We start from the raw sequence: 18,901 nt of genomic DNA, 5'->3' as shown, positions 1-18,901 counted from the left end.
CCTCGTTCCCCCGCAGGCTTCCCCGTGACTGCTATGTGTCTTGGCACGCAGCATAGATGGACGATCCGGCCGGCGGGTGCGGTTCCGGTCCGCTGGACGGGTCCCGGGTGAGCAGGTAGCGCGCTCCGGGGCCGGTCGCGGCGGCGCGGTCCTCGGCGTTGTACAGCGAGCAGCGGGAGAGGGAGAGGCAGCCGCAGCCGATGCAGCCGGTCAACTTGACCTTCAGCTGCTCCAGTTCGGCGATCTGCTGGTCGATCCGGGACTGCCAGGACTGCGCCACTCCGCTCCACTCGGCGGTGCTGGGCGCCCGGTCCTGAGGGAGTCGGTCGAGTGCGGTGCGGGCCTCTTCCAGGGAGAGGCCGACCCGCTGGGCGGCCCGCACGAAGGCGACCCGGCGCAGCGTGGAGCGGGCGTAGCGGCGCTGGTTGCCGGCGGTGCGCTCGGCGTGGATCAGTCCGAGCCTCTCGTAGTAGCGCAGCGCCGAGGTGGCCAGCCCGCTGCGTTCGGCGAGCTGACCGATGGTCAGGAGGTCGTGCCTGGAGGGTGCCATGGGCGGAGAATAGCGCGCTTGACTTGAAGTCGACTTCAACTTGCATGCTCTACCCATGACCACCGCACTCGCTCCGCAGCGCTCCGCCCGCCCGTACGGCTTCGCCGACCTGCCCGGCCTGATGGCCCGGATGACCGGTGACGAGAAGCACGGACCGGCTGCCACCTCCACCCTCGACGCCCTCTGGGTGCTCTACGACCGGGTACTCGACGTCTCCCCTTCGAGCGTGGAGAGCCCCGACCGGGACCGCTTCCTGCTCTCCAAGGGCCACGGCCCGATGGCCTACTACGCGGTGCTGGCCGCGAAGGGCTTCCTGGACCCGGAGATCCTCGCCAGCTTCGGCACCTACGACTCGCCGCTCGGCCACCACCCGGACCGGCTGCTGGTCCCGGGCGCGGAGATCTCCTCCGGTTCGCTCGGTCACGGGCTGCCGCTGGCGGTCGGCACCGCGCTGGGCCTGCGCGCCCAAGGGCTGCTCGACCCGGCGGTGTGGGTGCTGATCGGGGACGCCGAGTTCGACGAGGGCAGCAACCACGAGGCGGTCGCCTTCGCGGGCGCGGCCGGGCTGGACCGGCTGCACGTGGTCGCCATCGACAACTCCTCGGCCACGCACGGCTGGCGCGGCGGGATCGCCTCCCGCTTCGAGGCCGAGGGCTGGTCCGCGGTCACCGTGGACGGGCGCGACCACCAGGCCCTGTACGAGGCGTACACCGCGCCGCACCCGGGCCGGCCGCATGCCGTCGTCGCCCGGGTCGAGCCCAAGAACTCCTGAGTCCCCCGGGTCCCGTCCCTTCCCGCGTCCTGCCCTCCCGAGCCGAAAGAGACCACCGATGGAAACCATGCGCGAGCGCTTCTTCGACGTCACCACCGACCTGCTGGACCGCGACCCCAGGATCGCGCTGCTGCTCGCCGACATCAGCGCTGACCCGTTCACCGAGGCCGCGCGCCGCCACCCCGACCGGGTGGTGAACGTCGGCATCCGGGAGCAGCTGCTGATCGGCGCCGCCGGAGGGATGGCGCTGACCGGGATGCGGCCGATCGCCCACACCTTCGCCAGCTTCCTGGTGGAGCGGCCCTTCGAGCAGGTCAAGCTGGACCTCGAACACCAGGGTGTCGGCGCGGTGCTGGTCAGCGCGGCGGGCTCGTACGACTGGCCGGCCGGTGGCCGTACCCACATGGCGCCGGGCGACGTCGCGCTGCTGGACACCCTGCCCGGCTGGACCGTCCATGTGCCCGGCCACCCGGACGAGGCCGAGACCCTGCTGCGGCACGCGGCGGCGGACGGCGACCGCAAGGTGTACGTCCGGCTCTCCGCCCACCGCAACGCGGAGGCCCGGCCGGTCACGCCGGGCCGGTTCCTGCGGGTGCGGGAGGGGAGGCGCGGGGTGGTGCTGGCGGTCGGGCCGATGCTGGACGCGGTGCTCGACGCCACCGAGGGGCTGGACGTCACCGTGCTCTACGCCGCAACCGTCCGCCCCTTCGACGCGGCCGGGCTGCGCGCCGCCCTCGGCGACCGGCCGGACGTGGTCCTGGTCGAGCCCTACCTGGCGGGCACCTCCGCCAACGAGGCCCATGACGCGCTGGCCGACCGCCCGCACCGGGTGCTGGGCCTCGGCGTCCCCCGCGAGGAACACCGCCACTACGGCTCCATCCCGGAGCACCTCGCCGCCTACGGCCTGGACGCGGCCGGCCTGCGCGACCGCATCACCGCGTACCTGTGGTAGCCCGCCCCGGGCTGGCCGGGGGTCCCGCGCCCGGCGGAAGTCAGCCGACCTCGACCACCGCGACCGAGTCCGGGGCGAGGAAGAGCGAGTTCTCCCCGCTGCCCGGCCAGCAGTCACCGAACAGCGCGAGCGTCCCCGCGTAGGGCCGGTCCAGCACCACCTCGCGCGGAGTTCCCCCGCCGAGGTTGACCACCACCCGGTACGGTCCGCGGTGCACCACCAGCCAGCCCTCCTGCTCGTCGTAGGCCACCCGCACGGCCGAGAGGTCGGGGTCGGCCAGCTCGGGATGGGCCCGCCGGAGTCTGATCAGCCGCCGGTACCAGTCCAGCAGCCCGAGGTGCGGCTCCCGGCGCGGTTCCGTCCAGTCCAGGACGGAGGCGAGCACCGTGGCCGGCGCCTGCGGGTCGGGCACCTGGTCCGAAGTCCAACCGAACTCGGTGAACTCCCGCCGTCGGCCCTCCCGTACGGCCTCGGCGAGGGCCGGGTCGGTGTGGTCGGTGAAGTACTGCCAGGGTGTGGTGGCGCCCCACTCCTCGCCCATGAAGAGCATCGGCGTGAACGGCGAGGTGAGCACCAGTGCCGCACCCCCGGCCAGCCGCCCCGGGGAGAGGGTGGCGGAGATCCGGTCGCCGGTGGCCCGGTTGCCGACCTGGTCGTGGGTCTGCAGGTAGCCCAGCAGCCGGTGCCCGAAGGCCGCCGGGAACGGCCGGCCGTGGCTGCGCCCGCGGAAGGACGACCAGCTGCCGTCGTGGAAGTAGCCGCCGGTCAGGGTCTTGGCCAGGGCGGCCAGCGGCCGGCGCGCGAAGTCCGCGTAGTAGCCCTGGCTCTCGCCGGTCAGGACGACGTGCAGCGCGTGATGGAAGTCGTCGCTCCACTGCGCGGTCAGCCCGAACCCGCCCGACTGGCGCGGATCCGTCACCCGGGGGTCGTTCAGATCGGACTCGGCGACCAGGAACAGCGGACGTCCGGTGGCTTCCCCGAACTCCGTCACCGCACAGCCGAGTTCCTCCAGGAAGTGCAGCGCCCGCCCGTCCACCAGGGCGTGCACCGCGTCCAGCCGTAGGCCGTCCACCCGGTAGTCCCGCAGCCAGGCCAGCGCGCTGCCGATCAGGAAGTCCCGCACCTCGTCCGAGCCCGGTGCGTCCAGATTGACCGCCGCTCCCCACGGGGTGTGGTGCCGGTCGGTGAAGTACGGCCCGAAGGCGGAGAGATGGTTCCCGGACGGGCCGAGGTGGTTGTGCACCACGTCCAGGACGACGCCGAGGCCCTTGCGGTGGGCCGCGTCCACGAAGCGCTTCAGCCCGTCCGGGCCGCCGTAGGGCTCGTGCACCGCCCAGAGCGAGACCCCGTCGTACCCCCAGCCGCTGCGCCCGGGGAACGGACAGAGGGGCATCAACTCCACGAAGTCCACGCCGAGTTCGACCAGGTGGCCGAGCCGCTCGGCCGCCGCGTCGAAAGTCCCGGCCGAGGTGAAGGTGCCGACGTGCAGCTCGTACACCACGCAGCCGGGCAGCGGCCGCCCGTGCCATGGGGTGTCCGACCAGCGGAAGTCCTCGTGCGCCACCGGACGGCTCAATCCGTCGGGCCCGTACGGCTGGCGCCGCGAGCGCGGGTCCGGCAGCGGCGGGCCGCCGTCCAGTCGGAAGCCGTAGTCGCCGTTCGGCGCGTCGGCCTGCCACCAGCCGAGCCGCCCCGCCTCCGGCACCATCGGGTGCGCGACGCCGTCCACCTCGACCTCCACCAGGGTGGCCTCGGGGGCCCAGACCCGGTACGTGGTCACCGGCCACCACCCTGCTCAAGGCGCAGCAGCGCGACCGGATACCGCTCGAACAGCGAGGCCACCGGCACCGCACCCCCGGCGATCCGGTGCGAGGTCAGCTCGTCCCTCCAGCGGCCCCCCGGCAGCTCCAGCACCGTGTCGCGCCAGCCTCCCTGCCGTTCCAGCCCGTACGGCAGCCTGGTCACGGCGGTGACCGTCTCGGGCCCGCGGGCGAAGGCCAGCAGATGGGCGGCGGCCGGGCCCTGCGCGGCGAGCGGACGGTACGGCCCGAGCGGATGGTCACGGCGCAGGTGCAGGGCGGTGGTGGTCAGGTGCAGCTTCTCCCTGGCCAGGTCGCCCGGGCGGTCGACAGCGGAGTCGGTGAGCCGGACCGCCACGGCGGAGAGGTCCACCGGGGCCCGGTTGTCCGGGTCCACCAGGGTGTACAGCGGCTCCTCGCTGCCCTGGTACAGGTCGGGCACGCCCGGCATGGTCAGGTGCAGCAGGGCGGCCGCCAGGGTGTTGCTGCGCGCGTAGGGGGAGATCATCTCGACGAAGCCGGCGATCCTCGGGCAGAGGCCGGGATCGGCGAGCACACCGCGTGCGTAGTCGGCCAGCGCCTGCTCGAACCGGGTGTCCGGCGCCGTCCAGGAGGTGTGCAGCTTCGCCTCGCGGGCCGACTTCAGCAGCACGGACACCAGCCGGTCGGCGGAGAGCGGCCAGGCGGCCACCAGGGTCTGCCAGAGCAGCCAGGCGGTGCTCCGGTCCGGGCAGAGACCGGCCGAGCAGGTCCAGGCCAGGCACTCGTCGGCCCAGTGGCCGGGCACTTCGGCCAGCACCGCGAGCCGGGCCCGGGCGTCGGCGCTGCGCTTGGTGTCATGGGTGGACAGCGCCGTCATGGAGAGCGGCCAGTGCTGCTCCGAGTCCCGGCACCAGGCGTGGAACTCGTCCGGCCGCACCCCCGGGTGGGCGGGATCGCCGCCGACCTCGTTCAGGCTCAGCAGTGCGTTCCAGCGGTAGAAGGCGGTGTCCTCCACGCCCTTGGCGGCCACCGCCGAGGCGGTCTGCGCGAACCGGGTGCAGAACTCGTCCTTCGCCGCCCCGCGCCCCAGCCGGCCGAGCACCAGATCGCGGACCAGCGCGGCGGTCGCCGCCGCCCCGGGCAGGTCCGCGAGCGCCGCCGGGCCGTTGCCGAGCGCCGCCTCGACCTGCGCCACCGACTCCTCGGGCGCGCTCTCGCCCGGCCGGACGTAGGGCCGGTAGCCGGGGTACGCCGTCAGCAGGTGGCGCAGCGTCTCCCGGACGGTCCACGGCGCGTGGTCGGCGAGCGCGGGCTCGGTGGCGCAGATCCGCTGCACCAGCCGCACCAGGCGGTCCAGTTCGGCGGCCAGTTCGCCGTCGGGAGCGGTGAGTTCGGCCCGCCCGCGGGCGGCGGCGGCCGCCGCCGTACCGGCGCCGGTGTCCCGGCGGTAGGCCGTGATCAGTTGCTCGGCGCCGGCGTGGTCGGTGAGTACGCCGTCGATCCGGCGCAGCGCGTCGTAGCCGGTGGTGCCCGCGCACGGCCAGTCGGCGGGCAACTGCTCCCGGCCGGTGAGGATCTTCTCCACCACGGTGTACGCGCCGCCGGTGGCCTCGGCCAGTCGCTCCAGGTAGCCGCGCGGATCGGCCAGGCCGTCGGGGTGGTCGATCCGGAAGCCGTCCAGGACGCCGTCGGCGTGCAGCCGCAGCAGGGTGCGGTGGGTGGCCTCGAAGACCTCGGGCACCTCGACCCGCACCGCGATCAGCTCGTTGACGGTGAAGAACCGCCGGTAGTTCAGCTCGGCGCTGGCCAGTTGCCACCAGGCCAGCCGGTACCACTGGTGCCGCAGCAGCTCGGGCAGCGGCAGGTGGGCGGTGCCGGGGCGCAGCGGGAAGGTGTGCTCGTGGTAGCGCAGCACCTCGCCGTCGGTCTCCAACTCCTCCAGTACCGCGCCGAGTCGGTCGCCCAGCAGCGGCAGTAGCAGCCGGCCGCGGGCGGGAGCGTCGGCCGGCCCCGGCTGGGCCGTCCAGTCGATGTCGAACCAGTGCGCGTACGCCGAGTCGGGGCCGTCCCGCAGCACCTGCCAGAGCGGCTGGTTGAGCTGCTCGGGCACCGGGAGCGCCATGTGGTTGGGCACCACGTCGGCGATCAGGCGCAGACCGTGCCGTTGTGCCTCGGCGGCCAGCGACCGCAGGGCGCGCTCGCCGCCGAGCTGTTCGCTGATCCGGCCGTGGTCGACGGTGTCGTAGCCGTGGGTGGAGCCGGGTACGGCCTCCAGCAGCGGCGACAGGTGCAGATGCGAGACACCGAGCGCGGCGAGGTAGGCGACCGCGTGCTCGGCGTCGTGCAGGGTGAACCCGGGCTGGAGCTGCAGCCGGTAACTGGCCGTCGGACGGGGTGCGGCGGCGGATGTCATGGGGGGATGCCTACCCGGGCTCGGGGGCCGCTATGGCCGCGTGGTGCGAATGGTCCAACCGGCGCGGCACGCCGGTCAGGTCACTCGCTGCAGTACCAGCAGCGAGTGGTCGGTGAGCCAGATGCTGTCGCCGGCCTTGACCCTGGTGCCGGTGCCCGGCGCGGGCAGCACCGGCAGGGTGGTGTCCACCACGACCTGCCAGGTCTCGCCGTGGTCGGCGGGCACGGTGAACTCGAGCGGTTCGAAGTGGGCGTTGAACAGCAGCAGGAAGGAGTCGTCGACGATCTTCCCGCCGCGCCGGTCGGGTTCGGAGATGGCGTCGCCGTTCAGGAAGACCGTCAGGGACTTGGCGTAGCTGGTGTCCCAGTCCCGCTTGGTCATCTCCTCGCCGGCGGGGGTGAACCAGGCGATGTCGGTGAGGTCGTTGTGGGTGCCGGAGACCGGGCGCCCGTGGAAGAACCGGCGGCGCCGGAAGACCGGGTGGTCGCGGCGGAGCCAGATCATGCCCTGGGTGAACTCCAGCAGTCGCGCCTCCGGGCCGTCGCTCTGCGGCCAGTGCACCCAGGTGAGTTCGTCGTCCTGGCAGTAGGCGTTGTTGTTGCCGCGCTGGGTGCGGCCGAGCTCGTCGCCGTGGGACACCATCGGCACGCCCTGGGAGAGCATCAGGGTGGCGATGAAGTTGCGCTGCTGGCGGGCGCGCAGCTCCAGCACGCCGAGGTCGGTGGTCTCACCCTCCACGCCGCAGTTCCAGGAGCGGTTGAAGGATTCGCCGTCCCGGTTCTCCTCGTGGTTGGCCTCGTTGTGCTTCTCGTTGTAGGAGACCAGGTCGCGCAGGGTGAAACCGTCGTGGCAGGTGACGAAGTTGATGGAGGCGATCGGCCGGCGGCCGTCGTCCTGGTAGAGGTCGGAGGAGCCGGTCAGCCGGGAGCCGAACTCGGCCAGCGTGGCCGGCTCGCCGCGCCACAGGTCGCGGACGGTGTCCCGGTACATGCCGTTCCACTCCGTCCACAGCGGTGGGAAGTTGCCGACCTGGTAGCCGCCCTCGCCGAGGTCCCATGGCTCGGCGATCAGCTTGACCTGGGAGACCACCGGGTCCTGCTGGACGACCTCGAAGAACGAGGAGAGCCGGTCCACCTCGTGGAACTGCCGGGCCAGGGTGGCCGCGAGGTCGAAGCGGAAGCCGTCGACGTGCATCTCGGTGACCCAGTAGCGCAGCGAGTCCATGATCATCTGTAGTACGTGCGGGCTGCGCATCAGCAGGCTGTTGCCGGTGCCGGTGGTGTCCTCGTAGAACCGGCGGTCCTTGGCGGCCAGGCGGTAGTAGGAGGCGTTGTCCAGGCCGCGGAAGGAGAGGGTGGGGCCCAGGTGGTTGCCCTCGGCGGTGTGGTTGTAGACGACGTCCAGGATGATCTCGATCCCGGCCGCGTGCAGCGACTTGACCATCGACTTGAACTCCTGCACCTGCTGACCCCGGTCGCCGCCGGAGGAGTAGGAGGAGTGCGGGGCGAAGAAGCCGATGGTGTTGTAGCCCCAGTAGTTGGACAGGCCCAGGTCGCGCAGCCGGTGGTCCCGGGCGAACTGGTGCACCGGCAGTAGCTCGATCGCGGTGATGCCCAGCTTCGCCAGGTGCTCGATCACCGCCGGGTGGGCCAGGCCCGCGAAGGTGCCCCTGATCTCCTCGGGGATGCCCGGGTGGAGCCTGGTGAGCCCCTTCACATGGGCCTCGTAGAGCACCGTGCGGTGGTAGTCGGTGCGCGGCGGGCGGTCGGTGCCCCAGTCGAAGTACGGATTGATCACCACCGAGTGCATGGTGTGCGGGGCCGAGTCCAGGTCGTTGCGGCGCTCGGGGGCGCCGAAGTGGTAGCCGTAGACGGATTCGTCCCAGTCGATGTGACCGCTCATCGCTTTGGCGTACGGGTCCAGCAGCAGCTTGGCGCTGTTGTGCCGCTGGCCCAGGCCCGGGTTGTGCGGGCCGTGCACGCGGAAGCCGTACCGCTGTCCAGGCTGGACGCCCGGGAGGTAGGCGTGGCGGACGAAGGCGTCCGTCTCGCGCAGCTCGACGGCCGTCTCGGAACCGTCCTCGCCGAGCAGGCAGAGCTCGATCCGGTCGGCGCTCTCGGAGAACACCGCGAAGTTGGTGCCGGCGCCGTCGTATGTGGCGCCCAGCGGGTACGGCTGCCCTGGCCAGACCTGCATATGCCTCAACTCACCTTTGGATGACGGCAATTGGTGCTCGAACGGACCTCGCACCGCGGAATGCTCCACCATGCGCGGCCCGGCTGCACCGTGATGTACGGCACATGGGGCATCCTCCCCAATGGCCGCCCGCGGGCCGTGCTCATTCGTTCGTTGTTCGCCCGAACGGGTGTCCGTGAGCCGGTTGCGGCGCGCTCGCACTGCGTCACGGTCCGTTCTCGAAGGGGTCGTTGTCCGGTCAACGGGCTGCGTCGCGCGTCGCGCGCGCAGTACCCTTGATCGTCCGGCGCGCTCCGGACCCCATGCGGAGACAGGCCTCGCCGGGACCGCCAGGGTTGAGACTGTGTCAGCGGATGGTCCGTCACTCCAGGTGATCGGGACAAAGAGGTGAGGTAGCGCATGGTGGTCCCCGCAGACGGCCGGGGCGGCCCCGAGGGCCCCGGGCGGAGCGAGGCGCCGACGGTGGTCATGCACACGTCCTCGCCCGGCCGGATCGCCATCCCCGCCCAGTCGGGGTCGCCCGAGGGCCCGGTCCTCGCCTGGTCCGCCGACCAGTGGGAGCAGGCCCATCAGCGGGTCCGGCTGACCGGACGCGCGTACGTCTGGCTCAACCTGGTCGAGCAGCGGCTGCGCGCCCTGGTCGGCGAGGTGCTGCGCCCCGTCTACGCCCCCGCCCACGGCGAGGACTGGGTGACGGCCGCCGCGGGGCCCAGCGGCGAGGAGTGGGTCTACCGGGCCGGCGCCGTCCGCGAGGTCAGCCGCCGCAAGGGCTATCTGCTCGACCCGGCCGACGACGACCCGCTGGTCTTCCTCACCATGCCCCAGCTGCGCGAGCTGATGGTGCAGCACTGGCCCTGCTTCGAGCCGTACGTGCTGGACCGCCGCGAGGTCGAGCTGGCGCTGGACGAGCTGGAGGTCGCCCGGCACGTCGTCTCGCGCAACCGCAGCCTCTCGCAGACCGTGCTGGCCCAGACCGAGCGGGCGGCCGCCCGGCTGCTCGCGCTGCTCGACGGCGGCGCCGGCGGAGTGCCGGCCGACGTGGTCGAGCAACTGATCGCCGGACGCTACGCGGACGTGGTCGCGGTGCACGCCGACCGGGTCAGGCTCCAGCGCGACCTGCCGGTGGAGGACCTGCTGGACGGCGCCCGGCGGCTGGACGCGATCGGCATCGGGCTCGGCATGCTCTGCCAGAACTACACCGGCAAGCGGCTGATCCGGCTCGCCTCCGAGGGCTGCCGGGTGCGGCTGCTCTTCCTCAACCCGGCGAGCAGTGCGGTGCGCCGACGTGAGCGCGAACTCGGGCTCGGTCGAGGCGAGTTGGCCCGATCGATCGAGATGAACATCATGCATGTGCGCCGGGTGCGGGCCCGTCTGCGCGACCAGGGCGGCTTCGAGATCCGGGTGTTCGACGAGACCCCGCGGTTCACCGCCTACCTGGTGGAGGGCCCCCGCTCGGTGGCCTCGGCCGGCGGCCGGCGGCGCTCCGAGGGGCTCGGCGTGGTCCAGCCCTACCTGCGGCGCTCCCGGGGTATCGAGTCCCCGGCCCTGGTGCTGCGCGCCGGCGCCGGACAGCTGCCCGGCGGTCAGGAGGCCGGGCTGCTGGAGATCTACCGCGAGGAGTTCGAGGGCGTCTGGACGGACTCGCGCGCAGTCTCCTGAGGGCGGCATCCCGGGGTGTCGCCAGCTTCGCCGGCGATCCGCTGTGGAGGTGCGGGGCTGTTCGTGGGGATCTCCGCACCCCGGTAGGGCCTCCCGGCCGCTTCCCGGGGGCTTCTCGGCGCCCTCGGCCACCCCGGGGCCGCCGCCCGCGGTGTGCGCCCGGCCCCGTACCGGCGTGCCGGCCTCGGCCCTCCTCGCCGTGGTTCCGGCTCATCCGTGACGCGGCCATGCCCGTCCATGGGGTTTTCCGAGGTCTTCAGTGGCACGTGTCGAACGTCCATCACATCTTTGGCCGGCGGCTCGCGTCGTGCCGGCAAGCAGTTTATTCGGAGATGATCTCCGTAAACTGGCCGAAATATTCAAGACGCCGCGAAAGCGCTGAAGGTGGACATCTCTCGTCGCCAGTTCGAATCGAGGAAATGCGGAAACCAGCCATGTTGGTGGCTGTTCCGGTCGCGTCAACACTGATCTGACCCGCATCCTCCCAATCGCTGTGAGCTGGGTCACAGTGATTGTGGCTGAAATTGATTGCCTTAATCGGCCGTCGCGTTCGAGTGGCGTGCTAGAAACTCCCCCAGAGCCGCTCCCACGCGCTGAATTCGTTGGAGCCCGGCCGGGGGAGCGGGAACACATGAATTCACTGGAGGTAAAAAATGGAGCAGGACTTCGATCTCGACGTCCGCGTGGCTGTTGCCCCGCAGAACGCCACGCCGCAGGGTTTCGCGAGCATCGGCTCCACCTGCTGGTCCTGTGGCGACTCCTGCAACTGCCCGTTCACGGTCGGGTACCCCACGATCTGCTGATCGCCTGCCGGAGCTCGCCCTGAGGCGGAGGCTCCCGGCGCTTTCCCGCGCCGGGAGCCTTCCGGGAAGTCGGGAGCTTTCCGGGGAACTGTCGGCGGCCGGGCTCGGCGAGCCGTTCGGAGAATTCTGCCAAGTTTTGATGTGAATCTGGGGGAGTCCGCGGTGGCGGTGCTGGAATTCGATGCGAGGACCGCCGAGGTGGCCCGGGCTGTGGCCGATCGGCTGGCGATGTTCGCCGGTGCGGCGGTGGGGCCGCTGGAGAAGTCGGCGGGGCACGAGTCCGTGCCGGACGGGTCGGGCCTGGCCGATGGCCACCCGGGGATCGCACTGTCGCTGCTGCATGCCGGAAGGGCGCTGGACGAGCCCAAACTGATCGACGCGGCGCAGGCCCTGCTCCGCCGTTCCGCGCAGGCCACTGCCGAAAGGCCACTGTCCGGCGCCAGTCTTTACGGCGGCACCGCGGGCTTCGCCAGCGTCCTGCTCGAGTTCTCGGCGTACGACCGCCGCTACCTGCCGTCCCTGCGCCGGATCGCCGACCGGCTCGGCGAGCAGATCGCGGCCGAGCCGCGCCCGGAACCCGGGGAGGGACTACCGGTCGCCGCCTTCGATGTCATCTCGGGTGCCGCCGGCCAGCTGGCCGCGGCGGTCCGGCTCTGCTCGGCCCTGGAGGCCTCGCCCGGCGACCCGATCCACACCGCGGCCGAGCGGCTGACGGAGTACCTCCTGCGGGTGACCGAGCCGGACAGCCGGCAGCGGTTCGGCTGGTTCACGTCGCCGGACTACTACTCGGCCTATCCGGGATACGAGGAGCAGGCCCCGCACGGGATGTACAACCTGGGCTTCGCACACGGCCTACCAGGCATCGTCTCGGCACTGTGCGTCGCGGCCGCCGCCGGGATCGGCGGCTGTGGTCCGGCCGAACACCTCGCACGGACCACGGCCTGGCTGGTCGAGCACCAGCTCGCGGACGACGTGCCCGGCGCCGCCTGGCCGAACCTCCTCCGGGCCCAGGAGGAGACCGGTCTGCCCGTCGCCCCGCTCGGCCAGCGGTCCGCGCGCGCCGCCTGGTGCTACGGCGCTCCGGGCATCGGCATCGCCCTGCTGAGTGCGGCCAAGGTGCTCGGCGACACCGCCCTCGAGGCGACCGCGGTCGGGGCCCTGCAGCGGGTGGTGGACTGGGCGCCGGCCGAGCGGCACATCTTCTCGCCCAATCTCTGCCACGGCCACTCCGGACTGCTGGCGGTCTACCAGCGGGCCCATGCGGTCACGGGTTCGGCGTCCTTCCGGGCCATGGCCGAGGACTCGCTCCAGGCCGTGCTGTCGCTGGCGGACGAGGCCCGCCCGTACGTGGTGGTGGACGAGCCCAGGCGTGGCGAACTGGTCGACGACCCGGGATTCCTCAACGGTGCGGCCGGCGTGCTGCTCGCGCTCTGCGGTGTGCTCGCACCGCGGGCGACGGGATGGGACGAGATCTTCTTCCTCACTCCGGCCTGACCGGGCCCGAAGACCACGACGGCGCCGACACGGCTCCAGAACTGCCTTACCTCGTAACAGCGTTTCCCAAGCACAGCTAAGGAATGAGCGTGACCCGTCGGAACGCCGAGATCAGCGACCGGAAGTCCGGGAGAAGCCGCGACTACGTTGCACGGGACTTCTTCCTGCTCCGCGCACCGGGCCTGCCGACCCGGGAGCTGACCAGCCTGCTGGCCGCCGGAACGGGGCCGGCGGGCGCGGACCCGTCGGGGTGGGAGGCCCGCTATCTGCAAGGTCTGCTGGAGCTGTGGGCGAGGCCCGGGGTCCGCTCGGCGATCTCGCTGGCGGCGCCGGACCTGGCCCGGGCCGTGGCGGGTATCGACACGCTCTCGGCCCGGGACCAGCGACGGATGATGATGAGCCTGGGCCGGTACCTGAACCGGATGAGCATGCGGGCGACCCCGTTGAGCACGGTGGCCGGTGTCGCGGTGGGCACGTTCGGCGGAACGGACTCCGCCGCTGCGCCCGCCCGGCTCGGCGTTCCCGCGATCAGCACGGCCGTGGCCAGACCGGACATGGGCTGGGTGCTGCACCTGTTCAAGGCGGTCACCGGCGCGCCGCAGGTCCGGACCGAACTGGAGCTCCGGGCCAACGACCTGATCCACCGTGGCCGAGGCCGGGCCTGGCTGTCAACGGCCGACGCGTACGGCGAGGGGTCGCGACGCTCGGCCTCCGTCCGCTGGTCCCCGGCCGTCCAGCTCGTCCTGGAGTCGGCCCGCACCCCGAAGACCTTCGGTGAGCTGCGGGACGAGCTGACGCAGCGGTATCCGACGGTCCCGCCGGAGAAGGTCACCGCACTTCTCGACCAGCTGGTCGAGTTGGACTTCCTGATCACCGCGCACCGGCCGGCCCTGCTGGAGACGTCGGAACAGCCGCCGCTGTCGGCCCGGTTGGCGACCGCCTACGACAGCGACGCGACAGCCGCGCTGACGTCCGCGGAGGCGGCGGTGGCCGAGTTCAACGCCGTCGGCGACGTGGCCGCCCTGGAGGCGCTCCAGGAGCAGATCGCCCCGCTGGCGCGGCGGGTGAGTGAGGACTACACCGGACCGCTGCTGCGGGTCGACGCCCGGCTGAACGTCCCCGCCCCGCCCGTCCTGCCGGCCGAGGTCCAGGCGCTGGCGGAGGACGCCGCCGAGGTCCTGGCCACCGTGGGTGACGTCTACCAGTACCCGTGGCAGCTGCGCGACTACGCGACGGCGTTCACCGAGCGCTACGGCGCACAGGCCGAGGTACCGGTCCTGGAGGTGCTCTCCGAGGAGACCGGGCTGGGCGCGCCGAACAGCTATCAGAATCCTCCGCGTTCCTTCGAGCTGCAGCCGATGACCACGCGCGACCCGAGCAGGGAGGGCCGGGACGCGGTCCTGCACCGGCTCGCGGCCGACGCTCTCAGCCGCGGCAGTCTGGAGGTGGTCCTCGACGAGCGGTGGATCGCCGAGCTTGGGCAGTTCGCCGACGACCGGCCGCTGAGGCCCGCGATCGACGTACACCTGCAGGTGGTGCCGCCGACGGCGCCGGGGTCCGGCTGGCGCGGGGTGGTCACGGCGGTGGCGCACGGCGGCCGTACGTTCGCCCGGTTCCACGACCTGCTCGGCGCGGAGGGGCGCCGGGGCCTGGAGGAGCTGGCCGAGGCGGAGGCGGCGCTGCTGCCCGGGGTCGCGGTGGTGGAGCTGACCTACCTGCCGGAGCGGGCCCGGGCCGCGAACGTCTCGGTCCGTCCGGCGGTACGAGCGCTGGAACTGCCGGTCAACGTGGCACCGGGGCGGCCCGCGCATGAGGTGATCGCGCTCGAGGACGTGGTCGTCGGCGTGCGCGAGGGCCGGCTGTACCTGCACAGCCCGGTCCTCGGGTGCGATCTGCACGTCACCCAACACACCATGCTCAACCCACTGATGGCGCCGAACGTCGGCCGCTTCCTGCTCGACGTCTCCTCGGCGGCCTTCCACGGCGTCTCGTCGTTCGAGTGGGGCGGTCTGGCCGGCAGCATGCCGTTCCTGCCCCGGGTCGTCCGGCGGGACCTGGTGCTGAAGCGCGCACGCTGGCTGCTCCGCGCCGCCGAGCTGCCGGCCGGCTGCACCAGCTCGTCGGCGGCCTTCACCGCGGCCGTCGCCGCTTGGCGGGAGCAGTGGAACGTGCCGCGCCTCGCCTACCTCACACAGGGCGACAACACGATTCTGCTCGACCTGGAGAGCGCCCCCTCGCTGGAGGAACTCCGGCTGGCCGCGGCCCGGGACACGGCGGCCTTCCAGCTGCAGATCGACGAGGCGTTGCCGGGCCCGGAGGAGGGCTTCCTGCGGGATGCGGCCGATGCCCCCTTCGTCGCGGAGGTCGTGGTCCCCGTGGTGCGCGAACAGCGGGCGCCGGCGCCGCGGGCAGTGGCCCCCGCACGCAGGCGGATCACCGAAGCCGAGCGGTCGCGACCGGTCGGTGGGCCGTGGGTCTACGCCAAACTTTATGTGGAGCAGGACGCGCAGGACGCCCTCCTGCTCGAGGAAGTGACGGCGCTGACGCGCTCGCTGGCCGAGGGCCGCCTCGCGGGTCAGCCGTTCTACCTCCGGTACGGCGATCCCGCCCCGCACCTGCGGTTGCGCTTCCGGGCCGCGGATCCGGCCCGGGCCGCCGCACTGCTGGGGGAAGTCGCGCAGTGGGCCCACGGCCTGGCAGTCGAGGGCCGGATCACGGACGTCACTTTCGAGACGTACCGCCGCGAGATCGAGCGCTACGGCGGCCCCGACCTGATCGACGCGGCCGAGGGACTGTTCTGCCGGGACAGCGCCGCGACCCTGGCACTGCTGCGGCACCTCGCCTCACCGGCACAGGCGGGTGAGACCGCGTTGGACCGGACCGCGCTCACCGCGCTCAGCCTCGAAACCGTCGGCCGGGTGCTGGTACCCGATTTCGCCGAGCGGCACGCCCTGGTGCGGTCGATGGCCGGCTCGCAGGCCGGTGGCGTGGAGTACCGGGCCGTCGCGCGTCGCCTCTGGCAGGGCTACACCGCCCCCGCCGGCGGCGAGGCCGCGGCGCTCGGGCAGGTGAGGGCCGCCTGGCAGTCCGAGGGAGTCGGGTACGCCGCCCAGGTGGCCAAGCTCGCCGCGGCCGGCGAACTCTGGTCGGATCAAACGTCCATCCTGCGCAGCCTGTTCCACATGCACTGCAACCGGATGGGCCTGCGGCGCGAGGGGGAGGACGCCGCCTACGGCATGTGGCGGCGGCTGCTGGACCGGGTCGCCACGGCCGAGGGCGTGCCGACGGCGGGGCGGAACCGGTGAACCCGCGCCTCTGGCACCGGCGGCTGGCACAAGCGCCGCGACCGGGGCTGGCCGTGCTGAGCCGGTCCTGGCGCGGCGACCGCGCCGGGACCGCGCAGCTGGCTCTGATATCGCTGGTCATCGGCGTCCTGCCGGCCGGTCAGGTCAAACTCACGGCAGCGCTCGCGACGGCCCTGCTGAGCGCGGCAGGCGGCTCCGACCCGCAGGTCCGCGGCATCCTGGTCTGCCTGTCCCTGCTGTCCCTGCTCGGCCTCGGCGCGCAGGTGCTGTCCCTGCTGCAGAGCCGGGCAGTGCAGCGCTGTCAGAGCAGGCTCTCGGCCCACATGTCCGACGAGATCATCAGCCGCGCGACCCTCTTCACCCTCTCCGAGGTGGAGGACCCGAGCGTGCAGGACTCGCTGCAACGAGCCGTCCGGGAGGTGGCGTTCCGACCGGGGATGATGCTCGCCCAGTTGGTGCAGGCGGCCACCCAGGTGGTCACCTTCGGCTCGGTCGGCGCGATCCTGTGGACCCTGGACTTCCGCGTCGCGCTGCTGGCCATGCTCGCCCCGTTTCCCACCCTGCTCGCACAGATCCTGCAGGGCCGCCGTGCCCACGCGTTGGAGCACAGCCGGTCCGAGGAGCGGCGCCGGCTCAACTACTGGCAGCACCTGGCCTCCCAGCCGAACTCGATGAAGGAGGTGCTGGCCTTCCGGCTCGCCCCGGTGGTCCTCGCCAACCACCGGCGACTGCTGGCCGGGATCGTCGGCGCGGACCTGCGGCTGGCGAACCGGAACTTCCGCCTGGCCATCCCGATGGTGATCGCGACCGCGGTGCTGACGGTCTCCGCACAGGCCACGGCGGTCCTGATCGGCACCGACGCCCGGCACGTGGCCGGGCTGCTGGCGGTGATCCAGGCGATCGGCATGCTGCAGGGCAGCATGCAGCAGCTCTTCGGTGCGGTGTCCGGGATGTACGTGAACCAGCTCTACCTGCGCAACGTGAACGAGTTCCTCGCGCTCGGACACACGCCGCCCCCGCAGGGCGAGTTGACCTTCCCTCAGGAAATCGTCGCCGGTGTCGAGTTCCGCGGGGTGTCGTTCAGCTACCCCGGCAGCGGGCAGCGCGCCCTGGAGAACGTCTCGTTCACGCTGAAGCCGGGCCAGGTGACGGCGATCGTCGGCCTCAACGGCGCGGGGAAGTCCACCCTGGGCAAGCTCCTCGGCCGCCTCTACGAGCCGACCGAGGGCTCGATCGTCGTCGACGGCGTCCCGCTCACCGATTTCCGGCTGGACAGCCTGCGCGACCGCGTCTCCTACGTCTTCCAGAACTACGTCGAGTACCAGCTCTCGGTGGGCGAGAACATCTCGCTCGGCCTGGTGCACGAGACCGATCAGGGAGCGGGGCGGGTCGAGGCCGCGGCTCGCGAGGTGGGGATGCACGAGCACATCGCCTCCCTCCCGCAGGGCTACCAGACGCAGGCGGGGAAGCTGTTCACGGGCGGCGTGGAGTTCTCCGGCGGCCAGTGGCAGCGACTGGCCATCGCGCGGGGCACGGCACGTTCGGCGAGCGTCAGGGTCATGGACGAGCCCACCGCAGCGCTCGACACCATCACCGAGGCCGAGCTGCTCGACACCCTGGCCACGGCCTCGGCCGGCCGGGTCTCGCTGCTGATCGCCCACCGCTTCTCGTCCGTGCTGCGCGCGGACCGGGTGCTGGTCTTCGACCGCGGCCGGCTGGTCGAGGACGGCGATCACCAGGAACTGATGAGCCTCGGCGGCCTGTACGCGCAGATGTACGAAGCGCAGACCGCCGGGCACCAAGGCGTGGCGGGAGCCGGAACGGGAGCCCGATGATGAAACTCACCGCATTCGACCAGGTGCCGGTCTTCGGCGCGACCGGCCCGGCCGGCGCCGCCCGGGAGTCGGTCCGACTCGCCGTGGCGGCCGAGCGCCTGGGGTACGACCGCTTCTGGATCGCCGAACACCACGGTGCGACCAGCGGCTGCGGCTCGCCCGAGGTGCTGGTCACCGCTGCTGCCGCCGCGACCAGCACCATCCGGGTGGGCGCCGCCTCGGTACTGCTGCCCCACTACGCGCCGTTGAAGGTGGCGACCACGTTCAACCTCCTGGAACGGCTCTTCCCCGGCCGGATCGACCTCGGCATCGGCCGCGGTCCCGGCGCGGGCGAGGCGATCACCCGGCTGCTCGCGCGGGAGGGCGGGGCGCCTTACCAGGAGAAGCTCAAGCACCTCGTGGCACATGTCACCGACGGGACGGACCTGCTGCCCGAGTCCACTCCGCCGCAACTGTGGCTGACCGGCGCCGGTGGCGGCGGTGCGCAGCTCGCCGCCCACTACGGGCTGCCGTTCTGCCTCGCGCAGTTCGCCCACGGCACCCTGCGGCCGGAGATCGTCGAGCTGTACCGCGAGAGCTTCCGTCCGGGGCCGCTCGGGGTGAGCCCCCGCGTCAGCATCGCCGTCCGGGTGGCCTGCGCGGACGACCCGCGGGACGTCCGGCTGCTGCGCTCCGTCCTCGCCTGGGCCGCCGCCCCGTCGGACCGCCGGACTCTCCCGTCCTGGGAGGAACTTCGCGCCCTCGGGCCCACCGCGCCCTCGCCGAGCCCGGACAGCATGTCGCTGCTGGCCGGCGTTCCCGCGGAGGTGGCCGATCAGCTCGGTGTCCTGATCGCCGCCTACGCTCCCGACGAACTCGCGATCAACACCGTCTGCCCCGACTTCGACCTCCGGGTGCGGACCTTCGAGCTGGTCCGCACCATGGTCCCGGCTGCCCAGGACTCAAGGCACTGAGGGGACTGCCTGGCTGACGCCGCACCGGGAGCCGGGCCCGTCTCAGGTTTTGCCATTCTCCCAGGACTGCTTGACCCGCCCATTACTAAGGCACGCCTAAGCTAAGTCCGCGCCCTGGACAGTTCCTGTCCGGGGCGTCGTTTCTGAGTACAGGCACTGCCGGGGCCGGTCCCGGGGAGGAGAGTCCT

Annotated in this window: 12 protein-coding genes; 8 read left to right on the top strand and 4 right to left on the bottom strand. The window is 72.2% G+C overall.

Translation table 11 applies throughout. The features are described 5' to 3' along the window. Positions 1-31: 31 nt before the first annotated feature. A complete protein-coding gene (gene soxR, locus ABD369_RS13105) occupies positions 32-550 on the bottom strand; it encodes a redox-sensitive transcriptional activator SoxR (RefSeq protein ID WP_344636513.1) in 519 nt (172 codons plus the stop codon). A gap of 55 nt (positions 551-605) precedes the next feature. Here soxR and ABD369_RS13100 point away from each other — a divergent pair, with 55 nt between their 5' ends. Continuing rightward, positions 606-1,322, top strand: coding sequence for a transketolase (locus ABD369_RS13100; protein WP_344636512.1), 717 nt, complete (start codon positions 606-608; stop codon positions 1,320-1,322). Between the two features lie 58 nt (positions 1,323-1,380). After that, positions 1,381-2,274: a transketolase family protein gene (locus tag ABD369_RS13095; RefSeq protein ID WP_344636511.1), complete on the top strand. Its 894-nt coding sequence runs from the start codon at positions 1,381-1,383 to the stop codon at positions 2,272-2,274. A 40-nt stretch (positions 2,275-2,314) separates the two neighbouring features. On the opposite strand, the gene treZ is transcribed toward ABD369_RS13095, so the two are convergent. The 3 genes from treZ to glgX all read right to left on the bottom strand — a co-directional run bounded on the left by treZ (position 2,315) and on the right by glgX (position 8,664). Continuing rightward, entirely contained in the window at positions 2,315-4,054 is a 1,740-nt protein-coding gene (gene treZ / locus ABD369_RS13090) for a malto-oligosyltrehalose trehalohydrolase (RefSeq protein ID WP_344636510.1), read from the bottom strand. Continuing rightward, positions 4,051-6,468: a malto-oligosyltrehalose synthase gene (gene treY, locus ABD369_RS13085; protein ID WP_344636509.1), complete on the bottom strand. Its 2,418-nt coding sequence runs from the start codon at positions 6,466-6,468 to the stop codon at positions 4,051-4,053. Before treY ends, treZ begins: the two co-directional genes overlap by 4 nt. Positions 6,469-6,543: 75 nt before the next feature. Next, the gene (gene glgX, locus ABD369_RS13080) at positions 6,544-8,664 is read right to left on the bottom strand and encodes a glycogen debranching protein GlgX (RefSeq protein WP_344636508.1); all 2,121 of its coding nucleotides are present in this window, start codon (positions 8,662-8,664) and stop codon (positions 6,544-6,546) included. Between the two features lie 399 nt (positions 8,665-9,063). Here glgX and ABD369_RS13075 point away from each other — a divergent pair, with 399 nt between their 5' ends. The 6 genes from ABD369_RS13075 to ABD369_RS13050 all read left to right on the top strand — a co-directional run bounded on the left by ABD369_RS13075 (position 9,064) and on the right by ABD369_RS13050 (position 18,713). Continuing rightward, on the top strand, positions 9,064-10,323 hold the full coding sequence (locus ABD369_RS13075) for an SAV2148 family HEPN domain-containing protein (protein WP_344636507.1): 1,260 nt from the start codon (positions 9,064-9,066) through the stop codon (positions 10,321-10,323). Positions 10,324-10,976: 653 nt separating this feature from the next. After that, entirely contained in the window at positions 10,977-11,126 is a 150-nt protein-coding gene (locus ABD369_RS13070) for an FDLD family class I lanthipeptide (protein WP_344636506.1), read from the top strand. A gap of 162 nt (positions 11,127-11,288) precedes the next feature. Then, positions 11,289-12,620, top strand: a complete 1,332-nt coding sequence (locus ABD369_RS13065; protein WP_344636505.1) for a lanthionine synthetase C family protein — start codon at positions 11,289-11,291, stop codon at positions 12,618-12,620. A gap of 89 nt (positions 12,621-12,709) precedes the next feature. Further along, positions 12,710-15,925: a lantibiotic dehydratase gene (locus ABD369_RS13060; RefSeq protein ID WP_344636504.1), complete on the top strand. Its 3,216-nt coding sequence runs from the start codon at positions 12,710-12,712 to the stop codon at positions 15,923-15,925. Then, positions 15,922-17,760, top strand: coding sequence for an ABC transporter ATP-binding protein (locus ABD369_RS13055; protein WP_344636503.1), 1,839 nt, complete (start codon positions 15,922-15,924; stop codon positions 17,758-17,760). Before ABD369_RS13060 ends, ABD369_RS13055 begins: the two co-directional genes overlap by 4 nt. Further along, positions 17,760-18,713, top strand: coding sequence for an MsnO8 family LLM class oxidoreductase (locus ABD369_RS13050; protein ID WP_344636502.1), 954 nt, complete (start codon positions 17,760-17,762; stop codon positions 18,711-18,713). The genes ABD369_RS13055 and ABD369_RS13050 overlap by 1 nt, the downstream gene beginning before the upstream one ends. Positions 18,714-18,901 lie beyond the last annotated feature (188 nt).

Source organism: Kitasatospora cystarginea (genome assembly GCF_039533515.1).
GTDB lineage: Bacteria > Actinomycetota > Actinomycetes > Streptomycetales > Streptomycetaceae > Kitasatospora > Kitasatospora cystarginea.
Note: the sequence above shows the minus strand (reverse complement) of the source record. Positions and strands in the feature narration are given on the sequence as shown.